Genomic DNA, 13,027 nt, shown 5'->3' with positions numbered 1-13,027 from the left:
CGAACCATCGCCAGAGGCGCAACATCCGCTATAAGGGGCGAGGAAGCAGGCCGCCATCGCCGCGGCTCTGCATGATGCGGACTGGTTTTGTTAACCGAAATTCTGATCGTCGTGGCCCTGACCGTCATCAACGGTCTGCTCGCCATGTCCGAACTCGCGGTTGTCTCCTCCCGTCCCGCCCGCCTCAGGGTTCTCAGCGATCAGGGCAGCAAGGGCGCCACGACCGCGTTGCGCCTGGCCGACAATCCCGGCCGCTTCCTCTCGACCGTCCAGATCGGCATCACGCTCGTCGGCGTGCTCTCGGGCGCCTTCTCGGGCGCGACGCTGGGCGCGCGGCTGTCGGAATGGCTGGTCGGGCAGGGTTTCTCGCAGGTCGTCTCGGACGGCTTCGGCGTCGGCCTCGTCGTCGTCGCTATCACCTATCTCTCGCTGATCATCGGCGAGCTCGTGCCCAAGCAGATCGCGCTGCGCGATCCCGAGCGGGTGGCGGCGCGCGTCGCCCCGGCGATGCTGCTGCTCTCCAGGGTCGGCGCGCCGCTGGTCTTCCTGCTCGACATTTCGGGGCGGGCGGTGCTGGCCCTGCTCGGCCAGAAGGGCGAGTCGGAGGAGAAGGTCACCGAAGAAGAGGTCCGCACCATCATCGCCGAGGCCGAGACGGCCGGCGTGCTGGAGCGCGACGAGCGCGAGATGATCTCCGGCGTGATGCGCCTGGCCGACCGCTCGGCGCGGGCGCTGATGACGCCGCGCCGCGAGGTCGAGGTGATCGATCTCGGCGACAGTGCCGACGAGATCCGCGAGCAGCTGCGCGCGACGCGGCGCTCGCGCCTGCCGGTGCAGGATGGCGAGGCGGATTCGATCATCGGCGTCGTCCTGGTCAAGGAGATGATCGACTTTCTCTCGGATGGCGGCACGCATGATCTGCGCGGGCTGGTCGGCGAGGCGCCTGTGGTGATGGACACGGCCGGCGCTCTGCAGGTGCTGCGCGAAATCCGCGCCTCGCGCGTCCATATGGCGCTGGTCTTCGACGAGTACGGGCATTTCGAGGGCATCATCACGCCCGGCGACGTGCTGGAGGCGATCATCGGCGCCTTCCAGGAGGAGGAAGAGGACGAGCCTCCGATCGTGACGCGCGCCGACGGCTCCTGGCTGGTGGCGGGCTGGATGCAGGTCGACGAATTCTCGCACGAGCTCGGCATCCACATTCCGCGCGACGCCGATTTCCAGACGGTCGCCGGCTTCATCCTGGCCGAGCTCAACCATCTGCCGGTCGTCGGCGAGGTCTTCGAGAAGGGGCATTGGCGCTTCGAGGTCGTCGATCTCGACGGTCGCCGCATCGACAAGGTCCTGGTCAGCCGGATCGATTGATGGCCGCCAGGGACGCCGCGCGCGATTCGGCTGCGGAGGCCGCGGCCCCGGCCGAGCTGCCGACGCTGGCGGAGGCGACCCGCGTCTGGGCGCGCATCGGCCTGCTCTCCTTCGGCGGGCCGGCCGGGCAGATCGCGCTGATGCACAAGGAGCTGGTCGAGGAGCGCCGCTGGATCGGCGAAGCGCGGTTCCTGCACGCGCTGAACTACTGCATGCTCTTGCCTGGCCCCGAGGCGCAGCAGCTCTCCGTCTATATCGGCTGGCTGATGCATCGGACGCTCGGCGGGCTGATCGCCGGGCTGCTCTTCATCCTGCCCGGCGCGGCGGTGATGCTGGGCCTGAGCATCCTCTATGTGCTCTATCGCGAGGTGCCGCTCGTCGACGGCCTGTTCTTCGGCATCAAGGCGGCGGTGCTCGCCGTGGTGATCGAGGCCGGCTTAAGGATCAGCCGCCGCGCGCTGAAGAACCGGGCGATGGTGGCGCTGGCAGTCGCCGCCTTTCTCGCGATCTTCCTGTTCAAGGTGCCATTTCCGGCGATCATCCTGGCGGCGGGGTTGATCGGCTGGGCCGGCCACCGGCTGAGCCCGGCGCTCTTCTCGGCACAGGCGGGCCATGGCCGGGCCGGGCCCGATGTCACGGGCGTCGTCGACGCGCTGTTCGCGCGCGGCGAACTCGACCATGTCCGGCCCTCGACCGGCCGCGCCTTGCGGACGCTGGCGATCTGGCTGCCGCTCTGGCTCGCTCCGGTGCTCGTTCTCTGGCTCTGGACGGGTGAGGGCAGCGTCTGGACGCAGCTCGGGCGCTTCTTCAGCACCATGGCGGTCGTCACCTTCGGCGGCGCCTATGCGGTGCTGGCCTATGTCGCGCAGGCGGCGGTCGAGACCTATGGCTGGCTGCGGCCGGGCGAGATGATCGACGGGCTCGGCCTCGCCGAGACGACGCCGGGGCCGCTGATCCTGGTGCTGCAATTCGTCGGGTTTCTCGCCGGCATGCGCGGGGCCGGCGATTTGCCGCCGCTGCTGGCGGGTAGCCTCGGCGCGCTGTTGACGCTCTGGGTGACCTTCGCGCCCTGCTTCCTGTGGATCTTCCTCGGCGGCCCCTATGTCGAGGCGCTGCGCGGCAACAAGGCGCTGTCGGCGGCGCTCGGCGCGATCACGGCCGCCGTGGTCGGCGTGATCATGAACCTCGCGCTCTGGTTCGGCCTGCACGTCCTGTTCAGGGAGGTCCGCCCGGTCGCCCTGTTCGGGCTCTCGCCGGACTGGCCGGTGCTGGCGTCGCTCGACTGGCGCGCGGCGCTGCTCAGTGCCGGCGCGATGGTCGCGATGCTGCGCTTCAAGGTCGGGATGATCCCGACGCTCGCCGTCTGCGGGGCCGCGGGCGTGCTGCTGACCCGCCTGCCGGCCTGAACGGTATCCCTCAGCGGCGCGGGGGCTCGCCGGATTCGATGATCCGGTACTCGGCGTCGATGATTTCGCCGCGTGCGGGCGCGGGCGAGCGCTCGGAGAAGGCGCCGGGCTGCCCGAAGCCCGCAGCCTTCATGCGGCTGCGCAGGCGCCAGACCGCGATCGCGCCGGCCACGGCTGCGACCGGCAGCAGGATCAGCGCCAGGCTGGCGGCCAGCAGGAACAGCACGACGCCGATCACGAGGCTCGCGGCCATCGCCAGCCAGGCGGCCCAGCGCGGCATCGCGGCGGCCCGGCCGCCGATCTGCTCGGAGAAATTGACCCGGATCATCTGCTTTCGTTCCTCGCCTCATCCCCACGCTAGGTACGAATTGCGGCGAAGGCGAGATCACCCGGCACCGCCGGTTCAGCCCGCGTCGCGGGCGCCATCCTGCCAGTCATAGAGCCAGGCATAGCGCCGGCTCAGACCCTCGGCGCCGAGATGGCGGAGCGCGAGGTCGCGGCCGATGGCGAGCGGCCAGCCGAGATGGAAGTTGCGGCCGTTGCCGCGGCTCGCCTCCTGGACACGGGCGGCGCGGGCGGCGCGGGCGGTGGCATAGGCGGACAGGGCGGCGGAAACGGCCATCGGCCCGTCTGTTTCCAGCGCCTGCGCGAGCAGCCGCGCCAGCACAGCCGCATCCTCGATCGCCAGCGAGGCGCCCTGGGCGAGGAAGGGCAGGATGGGATGGGCGGCATCGCCCAGGAGCGCGATGGGGCCCTTCGCCATCGCCGCCGGCCTGCGGTCGAACAGCGACCAGACCTGCCAGCCCGAGGCCGCGGCGACGAGCTCGCGCAGTCCCTGCGAGGCCTGGGCGACGGTGCTGGCCAGCACCCGCGGATCGCCCTCGCGCGACCAGCCCTCGCGCGCCTCCGGGCTGCGGCGGACGATGACGAGATTGGTCTCGCGCCCGGCCGCGACCGGGTAATGCACGGCGTGGCGGCCGTCTCCGAGATGGAGCTGGACCCGCGCCGGGCCGCGCTCGGTGGGCGGCGCGAGCGCCCGCCAGGCCTCGTAGCCGGTGAAGACCGGCGCAGCGGTGTCGCCGACGGCATCGCGCACGCGCGACCAGAGCCCGTCGGCGCCGATCAGGGCGAGGCCCGACAGGCGCTCCGACTGTCCGCTGGCGCCGGTCAGCGTGATCGAGATGCCGTCGGCCTCCGGCGTCACCGTCTCGAGGGCGCGGCCGACGACGAGGCGGATGTTGGGCATGGTGCGGGCGGCGTCGAGCAGCACGGTATGGAGGTCGCTGCGCTTGAGCAGCCGGTAGGGCGTCGCCAGCCGCTCGGGATGGGACGGCATCTCCAGCAGCGCGCGGCCGTCGCGCCAGCGCCGGACCGCCAGGCCATGCGAGGAGACGGCGACGCGCTTGAGCGGCAGGGTCAGGTCGAGCCCGTCGAGCACCCGTCCGGAATTCGGGCTGATCTGCAGCCCGGCGCCGAGTTCGCCGAAGCCGGTGCGCTTCTCGACGACGGTGACGGCGATGCCGCGGCGAGCCAGCGCCAGCGCGGCGGTGAGCCCGCCGATGCCGGCGCCGGCGATCAGGACATGGGGAGCGGGCACGCGGCTCAGGCCTTCGTCGTCGAGGCGGGACGGCCGCAGCCCCAGCGAGGCGCGCCGCAGGGCCGCCGGGGCGGCCGGGTCAGGGGAAGGACGCCGTCAGGCGGCCTGCGCCGTCTCGTGATGGGCGCATTCGGGCGGCGAGCAGGTGCCGGCCTTCAGGCTCGCGTCGAACTTGTAGAGCGTCGAGCAATAGGGGCAGACGATCTCATGGTCGGCGCCCATGTCGAGATAGACATGCGGATGGTCGAACGGCGGCTTGGCACCGATGCACATGAATTCGCGCGCGCCGACATGGATGACGGCGACGCCCTTGTCGTTGTGGAAATGCGGAATGCCGTGATCGGCCATGATCGTCGCTCTTGCTTCGTGATGTGACTGCAAACTATCGCGCCGCGGGGCGGTGCGCCAGTGCGCGATTGCCTCAGGGCTTGCCGCCGGGGCGCAGGCAGGCCTGGGCGAGGGCGGAGACCCGGTCACGCCCGGCCGCGTCGAGCCGGTCTGCGAGCGTCGCCGCCCACAGCCCCTCCCGCTTCAGCGAATCGGCGGTGCAGACGCAGAGCCGCTCGCAGGCCTCGGCGCCGAGCGGGCCGGCGGCGCAACTGCTCTGGCAGGACAGCATGAAGCCGCGCTCCTGCGAGGCGGGCGGCGCCGGGGACAGCTGCAGGGCCAGCATCAGCGCGCCGATGAACACCGGCTGATGGACGAGATAGACCAGCAGGCTGTGCCGTCCGCCCCAGGCGAGGATCCGGGCCGGCAGCGAGGCCGGGCGCCAGGTGGCGAAGCGGCTGCCGGAGAGCCGCGGCAACGCAAGCCGCGCCAGCACCATTCCGCCGAGCACGCAGCCGAACCAGGGGACAACCGGCACGAAATCCGCCGTGACGATCGGCGCGCGCGAGAAGCCGAGCCAGGCGAGGGCGGGCTGGTCGAGCAGCGGATGGGCGACGAGGAACGGCAGCGCGAAAGCCGTGATCGCGGCGGTCGCGACGGCGGCGACCGGCAGGCGCAGGAAGGGCAGGGCCAGTACGCTGCCCAGCGCAACATGATGCAGGATGCCGAAGAAGATGAAGCTGCGCGGCATCGCGAAGAACGTCGCGATCGTCACCAGCGCGGCGGCGCCCGCGACCATGGCGAGTCGCTTCAGGAAGGCGGGCCGGTTCAGTCCGTTTCGGGTGGCCAGGACGAGGCTGATGCCGACCAGCGTCAGGAAGGAGCCGGCGATCGACCTGGCGAACCAGCGCCAGGCCGGATCGGAGGGGACATCGGTCTCGATCAGGCCGAAATAGGAGAGATCATAGGCGAAGTGGAAGACGAACATCGCCAGAAGCGCGAGGCCGCGGGCGCCATCGACGACCCCCAGCCGCAGGCGTGGCGAGGGGGCGGCAGAGAGAGTCGAAACAGCGCTCATGGCGCCCTTCATAGGCAGGCTGCGCTGCGGCCGCTACCCAAGCCGGGGCGTTGATGGCATGGGAGAGCGCACTCCCCGCGACGGTAACGGACCGCCATGCAGACCTTCTCTTCCGACGGCGTCAGCCTCGCCTATGTCGATCTCGCGCCTACAGGTGATGTGGATCGCCATGCGACGGTGGTTCTGGTCCATGGCTTCGGCTCCAGCCACATGGTCAACTGGGTCAACACGCAGTGGACGAAGACGCTGACCCATGCCGGCTACCGCGTGATCGCGCTCGACAATCGCGGCCATGGCCAGAGCCAGAAGCTCTACGAGCCCGCCGCCTACTCCTCCCAGATCATGGCCGAGGATGTCCGCCGGCTGATGGACCATCTCGGCATCCCGCGCGCGGCGGTGATGGGCTATTCGATGGGCGCGCGCATTTCCGCCCATCTGGCGCTGGCGCATCCGCAGCGGCTGACCGCACTCCTGCTCGGCGGGCTCGGCATCCATCTCGTCGAGGGCGTCGGCCTGCCGCTGGGCATTGCGGATGCCATGGAGGCGCCCTCGCTCGATGGGCTGACCGACCCGATGCAGCGGATGTTCCGCGCCTTCGCCGAGGCGACGAAGAGCGATCTCAAGGCGCTCGCCGCCTGCATCCGCGGCTCGCGCCAGACGTTGAGCGAGGCCGAGGTCGGCCGGATCGCTGTCCCTACGCTCGTCAGCGTCGGCACGACGGACGATGTCGCGGGCTCGGGTCCGGCGCTGGCGCGGCTGATTCCGGGGGCGGAGGCCTTCGATATTCAGGGCCGCGACCACAACCTCGCCGTCGGCGACAAGAGCCACAAGCAGGCGGTGCTCGACTTCCTGTCGCGTTTGTGAGGTCGCGGGGAGACGGTTCAAAAACCCCCTTCCGACAAGTGTTTGCGGAACGGTTTTGACAAACTGAATCCGGCGCCCCACATGCGGGTGGCCCATCGCCCTCAAACAGCTTTGGCGTCGATGCCGCCTCGGGTGCTAGGATCGGCCTCGCCGAACGACCCTCTCCGGAGAACAACCATGTCGTCAGGACGCTCCGTCGCAGAAGCCCGCGACCCCGCGAGCGGGCTCGAGCGGCTCGACCCCGTCTGGTCGCGCCTGCGCCGCGAGGCGGAGGCTGCGCTCGCCGCCGAGCCGGCGCTGGGCAGCCTGATCCTCGCCTCCGTGCTGAACCAGCCGAGCTTCGAGGCCGCCGTCAGCCACCGCGTCGCGGCGCGGCTCGGCCACCCGGCAGTGCCCGCCGACCTGATCGAGCAGGCCTTCGCCGAGGCGCTCGCCGCCGACGCCACGGTGGGGCCCGGCATGCGCGCCGACGTCGTCGCCGTGCTCGACCGCGACCCGGCCTGCTACCGCGTGCTCGAGCCGGTGCTGTTCTTCAAGGGCTTCCATGCGCTGCAGTGCCACAGGCTGGCGCATTGGCTCTGGCGACAGGACCGGCGCGATTTCGCGCTGTATCTGCAGAGCCGGGCGTCGGAGGTCTTCCAGACCGACATCAACCCCGCCGCGCGCATCGGCAAGGGCATCTTCCTCGACCATGCCACCGGGCTCGTCGTCGGCGAGACGGCGGTGATCGAGGACGACGTCTCGATGCTGCACAGCGTCACGCTGGGCGGCACCGGCAAGCAGGGCGGCGACCGCCATCCCAAGATCCGCAAGGGCGTGCTGCTCGGCGCCGGCGCCAAGATCCTCGGCAATATCGAGGTCGGCCAGTGCTCGCGCGTCGCGGCGGGCTCGGTCGTGCTGGCGAGCGTGCCGCGCAACAAGACGGTCGCGGGCGTGCCGGCCAAGGTCGTCGGCGAGGCCGGCTGCGCCGAGCCGTCGCGCTCGATGGACCAGATCCTCGGCGGCGATTGCGGCGCCGACATCTGAGCCGCGCGGCCTCCGGCCTCACCCCTGTGCGACCAGCCAGGCGGCGATCTCGGCCTGGCGCGGATGCGGGCGCTCCGATGTTGCCGGCGCCACGGTCAGCCGCTCGCTGAGCGGCAGCGGCGGCTGGAGCGGCGCGACGAGGCGTCCCTGCGCGAGCAGCGGCGCGACCAGCGAGAGCCGGCCCATCAGCACGCCCGAACCCGTCAGCGCCGCGTCCAGCGCCAGGCTGTAGAGCGAGAAGCGCGGGCCCCGCGTCGCATCGAGGTGGCGCGGCGCCCCCGCATGGGCGAGCCAGCGGGCCCAGTCGCTGTTCCAGACGGCATCGTGCAGCAGCGTCTGGCCGGCGAGATCGGCCGTCGAGCCGAGGCGTTCCGCCAGCGCGGGCGCGCAGACCGGCAGGATCGCGTCCTCGCCCGCCAGCATCAGCGCGGGCAGGCCTGAACCCGGCTCGCGGTAGAAGATCGAGAGATCATGCGGCTCGCGGCGCGGATCGGGCGGTGCTTCCATCGCCGATATCGAGACTTGCAGATCCGGCCAGGCGCGCTGCAGGGCCGGCAGACGCGGCGAGAGCCAGAGCTGGGCGATGCAGGGCAATGCAGCGATGGTGAGCGCGCGCTGGCTCTCGCTCTCGCGCAGGCTCTGGGCGGCCTGGGCCAGGATGTCGAAGCCGCGTGTCAACCGGGGCAAAACCTCGCGGGCGGCGACCGTCGGCACCACGCCCTGCGGCAGCCGGCGGAACAGCGAAAGCCCCAGGGCGGCCTCGAGCTGGCGGATCTGCTGGGTGACGGCGCCGGGCGTGACGCCGAGTTCGGCCGCGGCCTCGGTGAAGCTTTCGAGACGCGCCGCCGCCTCGAAAGCGCGCAGCGCCTTGAGCGAGGGCAGGCGGGGGCGGGGCGGCTTGACGGCCATGGAAGCGTCCGGCGTGAGGCTGAGATTTTCTCCGCCTTCCAGCGACGAATACTCGTTTGCGCCGGCCCGCGCAAACCGCTCCTATGTCAAAGGTTTCAGGCAGGCCCCGGCGGGGCGGGAGAACGGCGATGACGGCACTGGGCAGGCGCGACTGGGTTCCCGCCGCGAGCGAGGACTACGTGCTCGGGATCGCCGCCGGCGTCAGCGGCCAGTCGCTCGACGCGATCGAGGCGCGGCTTTCCGCGCTGACGACCGAGAACCGCAACATCCACGAGCGCGACTGCTTCAACCTCAATCCTGCGACCAATGTGATGAACCCGCGCGCCGAAGCGGCGCTGGCGTCCGGGCTCGGCGCGCGGCCCTCGCTCGGTTATCCCGGCGAGAAATACGAGATGGGGCTGGAGGCGATCGAGCAGATCGAGGTCATCGCCGCCGAGCTCGCAGCCGAGGTCTTCGGCGCCAGATATGCCGAGATCCGCGTGCCCTCGGGCGCCATCGCCAATCTCTACGCCTTCATGGTCGCGGCCAGGCCCGGTGACTGCATCATCGCGCCGCCGCCCTCGATCGGCGGGCATGTCACGCATCACGGCGCCGGCGCGGCCGGGCTCTACGGCATCGTCACCCATCCGGCGCCGGTCGACGCGACCCACTACACCGTCGATGTCGCGCAGCTGCGGGCGGATGCGCTGCGGCTGAGGCCGAAGATGATCACCATCGGCGCGAGCCTGAACCTGTTCCCGCATCCGATCCGCGCAATCCGCGCGATTGCCGACGAGGTCGGCGCGCTCGTGCTGTTCGACGCGGCGCATATGTCGGGGATGATCGCCGGCCAGGCCTGGCAGCAGCCGCTGGAGGAGGGCGCCCATCTGATGACGATGAGCACCTATAAGAGCCTCGGCGGCCCGCCCTCGGGGCTGATCGTCACCAATGACGCTGCCATCGCGGAGCGGCTCGACGCCATCGCCTATCCCGGGCTGACGGCGAATTTCGACGCGGCGAAATCAGCCTCGCTCGCGATCACGCTGCTCGACTGGAAGGCTTTTGGCCGCGACTACGCGCAGATGATGGCGGCCACCGCCAAGGCGCTGGGCGAGGCGCTCTGCGAGCGGCAGATCCCGGTCTATGCGCGCGAGCGCGGCATCACCACCTCGCATCAGTTCGCGATCGAGGCCCATGCCTATGGCGGCGGCCAGGCGGCGGCGCAAAAGCTGCGCGCCATCAACATCCTGAGCTGCGGCATCGGCCTGCCGCTGCCGGAGGTGGCGGGAGACGTCAACGGCCTGCGGCTCGGCACCCCCGAGATCGTCCGCTTCGGCATGACCCCGGCCGACATGCCCGAACTCGCGGCCTACATCGCCGAGGGGCTGAACGGCTCGCGCCCGGCGGAGGCGATTGCGCGGGATGTGACGGCGTTCCGGGGGAAGTTCCGGGAGCTGCATTTCATGCGGTGAGGGTGATAGTGTTGGATCTTGCAGTTTCAACCTTTTTAGGCGGAGCCTACAGTATCTGTAATTTCTGAAGTCCGCAGTCGCGCGGCCGGCTGGAATCGCTATAGATTTAGCAGGCGCGTTCGTTTCGGTTGGTAGTGCCGAAAACAACGGCGCGAATTGCATCGTGCCGCCTTACGAACGCATTTAGCTACGCCAACATGGGATGCTGCAAAGAGCATTTAGCCCGGTGGTTCGAAAAAACTTGGCAAAAATCGTTTAGGATGATGTCGATTGCACGGGGTGCCGCCGCGGAGCGCGCCGTTTAGAAAATTGCTGTTGCGGTTCTTAATTGTATAGCGCACCATTCGCATTGAATGGGGGGGCGTCGTGACAAATATTGTCGATGAAATCGGGCCGGTCGATCCAGACACCTCGATACTCCTGCTAGGATCAGGTTTTAGCTTGGGAGCAACCAGTATTGGCGGTGGTAATCCCCCGAATGGAGCTGGTTTACGTCGGCATTTCGTGAATCAGCTTGGGTTGCCATCCGACACGGCCTACGAACTCCAAGTTTTGACGGAAGAATTCGCTGACAACGATCCGCAGAAACTCCGAGATGAACTCTATCATATATTTCGTATTGCAGGCATTGATAATAGCCAACGTATGATTTTAAAAAATAACTGGAGACGAATTTATACAACTAACTATGATGATGTCGTAGAATTTTACAGGCATGAAACGGGATCTCCGCCAAATGCATTCGACGTATCCGAGCGACTCCCCAGTAGAATTCCGCACGGCGCTGTCGTCCATCTTCATGGCAGCGTTAGATTGGTGACGGCAGATAATGTTCTTTCTAGTATTGTTTTGGGAGAGGGCTCTTATGTAAAGCAGTATCTCGAAAAATCTCCGTGGTATGATCAATTTCAGCGTGATTTGACATTCGCAAGCGCATTTTTTGTTGTTGGGTATAGTTTGGCGGATTATCATATTTCCGCATTGTTGATGGAAAATCAAGAAATTTCGCAGAGGACAACTTTTATACAAGGGCCGATCGTTGATAACGTTCTTCTTCGGCGCACTGCAAACTACGGGCGCACGTTTTTCATAGGCGCAAGTGGTTTTGCGGATGCACTTAGTTTTGCATCCAAGCCGCCTCCCGCTACGCTCAATAATCTTAGGTCGTTTCGGTCGCTCGACCCTCAGCGAGACAAGCGTGCGAGCGCGAAGCCGACGGCACCAGAAGTCTATGATCTTCTAGTTTACGGCGATTTCGACCCCGCTAGACTTGCGCGATCTCAACCTGGAGAAAGCTACGCGATCGCTCGGGCAGACGCGGTTCGACATGCTGCCGATGTGGTCGAGCGAAAGGCTTCCCTGATTGTCGATGGGCGTCTTGGCAATGGAAAGACTGTATTTTTACACCTGCTTTCGTCTGAACTGACTGTGCGTAGATGGAACTGTTTTTTGTTCAGGCCAGGACAGGCTGATATTGCGAAAGAAATTGCTGCACTTCGAGATATTGATCGACTTGTTATATTCATAGAGCATTATTCGGCTGCTCAAGATTCTATAAAAGGTCTACGTGCTGCTTTGCCGGAAGCTAAATTTGTTGTAGAAATTAGAACAGGTACGTTCGAGGTTCGCTACCACGAATTGACCGAGTTGCTTCCAGCGCCGTTTGACCGAATTAGCTTGAATGCTTTGACGCGCGCTGAAACGACGGCCTTCGGAGGGCTTTGTCGCGGCGCTGGGCTGCCAGTGCCAAAAGCGGGAGGCGGAACAAGCGATCTACGTGATCTGCTGCTCGCGCTGTTCGAGAACAGGGCAATCCGAACGCGCATTGAGACGGCTTTGGCGCCACTATTTCAGTCACGCGCTATGCGCCGCATCTTGGCAATGACGATGATTATGTCCACCCACCAAAGCACCGTCGGTGCTGGCTTTGTTCGGTCCGTGGTGGGAGAGGATCCATTCGTCGCCCTCAAATCCATGGAGGCCCTTTCCAAAGAGATATTTGATTTATCTGCAGACAGCTTCCGCGCGCGGTCAGCAGTCTTCTCTGATTTCGTTATAAAGACGTTCTTGCGACCCGATGATATTGCTGACGCAGTCGTCGATGTCACTTTGGCGGCAGCATCGCGTAGAGCTGAGCGTTCTTACAGGGTTTTAATGTCAAATATGATGGCGTATACGAGCCTGAGGCGGACACTTAGTGGCAAGGGAGATGTTGATCAGCTTATAATTGATATTTATGAACGATTGAGACATGATGACAGGGTAAACGAAGAGCCTTTATTTTGGCTCCAATACGCTATCGTTATGGCTGAATTGCCTAAGCTTGGGCCTGCAAAAGATTACATTCGTACAGCTTATGATAGAGCTGAATTAATCGAGGGCTTTCAGACCTATCAAATCGACACCCAAGCCTTCCGCATTGCTCTGCTTGTAGCAACAGCCGAAGCTGCGGGGCAGGCAATAGGGAACATCGATGACCTGCTTGAAGGACTTGAACGAATTGACGGGATGCTCACCGAAAGCAGTCATCGATCGTTCGCTGTGCGTGTCTTGGACGGCGTGCAGCCGTTTGTGGCAAAGAGACTGGGAGATATGTCGTCAGGCGAGCGCACTGCGATGCAATTCTGGGTTCTGAAGGTAGCCAAAACACTCGCTGAATTGCCGGACGATTTCAAGGCAACGAGCAATTCGGAGGTTACCCGGAAAAAAATTGATACTGCTGCCACCCTGTTCCTCAGGTGAATAATGTTGCGTAGGCAGTATTTCTATGTCGTAGAGAGTTCGGAACTGCCGCGTGTACACTGTAGAATCCCAGCGTATAGGAGCAGTTGATGACTTTATGCGCTGTGGCCTGGCTGGTTGGTTCTGGGCGGCCAGCTAAGCGAAGCTGAGCCGAACTGGCGGCGAGTGATTTTCGACAGAACGAAGGGATGATCGACTGACCCTTGTGTTTGCGCCGCCGGGCATCCGATTGATTAGCAGCGCTCAACGTCAGGAAGCCCGA

The 13,027-nt window shown here is 66.0% G+C and carries 11 protein-coding genes; 6 read left to right on the top strand and 5 right to left on the bottom strand.

All coding sequences use genetic code 11. From position 1 onward, the window contains the following. Window positions 1-102 precede the first annotated feature (102 nt). Entirely contained in the window at window positions 103-1,365 is a 1,263-nt protein-coding gene (locus tag BSY19_RS19795) for a hemolysin family protein (protein WP_069057259.1), read from the top strand. Further along, complete coding sequence (chrA, locus tag BSY19_RS19790; RefSeq protein ID WP_069055632.1) at window positions 1,365-2,771, top strand: chromate efflux transporter; 1,407 nt, start codon at window positions 1,365-1,367, stop codon at window positions 2,769-2,771. Before BSY19_RS19795 ends, chrA begins: the two co-directional genes overlap by 1 nt. 10 nt (window positions 2,772-2,781) lie before the next feature. On the opposite strand, the gene BSY19_RS19785 is transcribed toward chrA, so the two are convergent. The 4 genes from BSY19_RS19785 to BSY19_RS19770 form a co-directional block, all read right to left on the bottom strand. Next, on the bottom strand, window positions 2,782-3,099 hold the full coding sequence (locus BSY19_RS19785; RefSeq protein ID WP_069055631.1) for a hypothetical protein: 318 nt from the start codon (window positions 3,097-3,099) through the stop codon (window positions 2,782-2,784). 75 nt (window positions 3,100-3,174) lie between these two features. After that, a complete protein-coding gene (locus BSY19_RS19780; protein ID WP_069055630.1) occupies window positions 3,175-4,368 on the bottom strand; it encodes an FAD-dependent monooxygenase in 1,194 nt (397 codons plus the stop codon). 96 nt (window positions 4,369-4,464) lie between these two features. Beyond that, a complete protein-coding gene (locus BSY19_RS19775) occupies window positions 4,465-4,716 on the bottom strand; it encodes a zinc-finger domain-containing protein (protein WP_069055629.1) in 252 nt (83 codons plus the stop codon). Window positions 4,717-4,789: 73 nt separating this feature from the next. After that, window positions 4,790-5,773: an acetyltransferase domain-containing protein gene (locus BSY19_RS19770; RefSeq protein ID WP_069055628.1), complete on the bottom strand. Its 984-nt coding sequence runs from the start codon at window positions 5,771-5,773 to the stop codon at window positions 4,790-4,792. A gap of 96 nt (window positions 5,774-5,869) precedes the next feature. Between BSY19_RS19770 and BSY19_RS19765 the strand changes: the two genes are divergently transcribed. Together BSY19_RS19765 and cysE are read left to right on the top strand one after the other, a co-directional pair. Beyond that, complete coding sequence (locus tag BSY19_RS19765) at window positions 5,870-6,637, top strand: alpha/beta fold hydrolase (RefSeq protein ID WP_069055627.1); 768 nt, start codon at window positions 5,870-5,872, stop codon at window positions 6,635-6,637. A 177-nt stretch (window positions 6,638-6,814) separates the two neighbouring features. Then, window positions 6,815-7,663, top strand: a complete 849-nt coding sequence (gene cysE / locus BSY19_RS19760; protein ID WP_069055626.1) for a serine O-acetyltransferase — start codon at window positions 6,815-6,817, stop codon at window positions 7,661-7,663. Between the two features lie 18 nt (window positions 7,664-7,681). Here the strand turns inward: cysE and BSY19_RS19755 are convergent, their stop codons facing one another. After that, window positions 7,682-8,572: a LysR family transcriptional regulator gene (locus BSY19_RS19755; RefSeq protein WP_069055625.1), complete on the bottom strand. Its 891-nt coding sequence runs from the start codon at window positions 8,570-8,572 to the stop codon at window positions 7,682-7,684. 128 nt (window positions 8,573-8,700) lie between these two features. On the opposite strand from BSY19_RS19755, the gene BSY19_RS19750 reads away from it, so the two are divergent. Then, the gene (locus BSY19_RS19750; RefSeq protein ID WP_069055624.1) at window positions 8,701-10,023 is read left to right on the top strand and encodes a serine hydroxymethyltransferase; all 1,323 of its coding nucleotides are present in this window, start codon (window positions 8,701-8,703) and stop codon (window positions 10,021-10,023) included. Between the two features lie 366 nt (window positions 10,024-10,389). Further along, window positions 10,390-12,765 carry an SIR2 family protein gene (locus tag BSY19_RS27110; protein WP_150129674.1) on the top strand — a complete coding sequence of 792 codons (2,376 nt, stop codon included), beginning with the start codon at window positions 10,390-10,392 and terminating at the stop codon, window positions 12,763-12,765. Window positions 12,766-13,027 lie beyond the last annotated feature (262 nt).

Origin of the sequence: Bosea sp. RAC05, assembly GCF_001713455.1 — a bacterium.
GTDB lineage: Bacteria > Pseudomonadota > Alphaproteobacteria > Rhizobiales > Beijerinckiaceae > Allobosea.
Note: the sequence above shows the minus strand (reverse complement) of the source record. Positions and strands in the feature narration are given on the sequence as shown.

Bases quoted from the DNA above. Each gene is read 5' to 3' on its own strand.
- chrA (WP_069055632.1), top strand. From the start codon at position 1,365: ATGGCCGCCAGGGACGCCGCGCGCGATTCGGCTGCGGAGGCCGCGGCC.
- cysE (WP_069055626.1), top strand. From the start codon at position 6,815: ATGTCGTCAGGACGCTCCGTCGCAGAAGCCCGCGACCCCGCGAGCGGG.
- BSY19_RS19775 (WP_069055629.1), bottom strand. From the start codon at position 4,716: ATGGCCGATCACGGCATTCCGCATTTCCACAACGACAAGGGCGTCGCC.
- BSY19_RS19765 (WP_069055627.1), top strand. From the start codon at position 5,870: ATGCAGACCTTCTCTTCCGACGGCGTCAGCCTCGCCTATGTCGATCTC.
- BSY19_RS19770 (WP_069055628.1), bottom strand. From the start codon at position 5,773: ATGAGCGCTGTTTCGACTCTCTCTGCCGCCCCCTCGCCACGCCTGCGG.
- BSY19_RS19755 (WP_069055625.1), bottom strand. From the start codon at position 8,572: ATGGCCGTCAAGCCGCCCCGCCCCCGCCTGCCCTCGCTCAAGGCGCTG.
- BSY19_RS19785 (WP_069055631.1), bottom strand. From the start codon at position 3,099: ATGATCCGGGTCAATTTCTCCGAGCAGATCGGCGGCCGGGCCGCCGCG.
- BSY19_RS19750 (WP_069055624.1), top strand. From the start codon at position 8,701: ATGACGGCACTGGGCAGGCGCGACTGGGTTCCCGCCGCGAGCGAGGAC.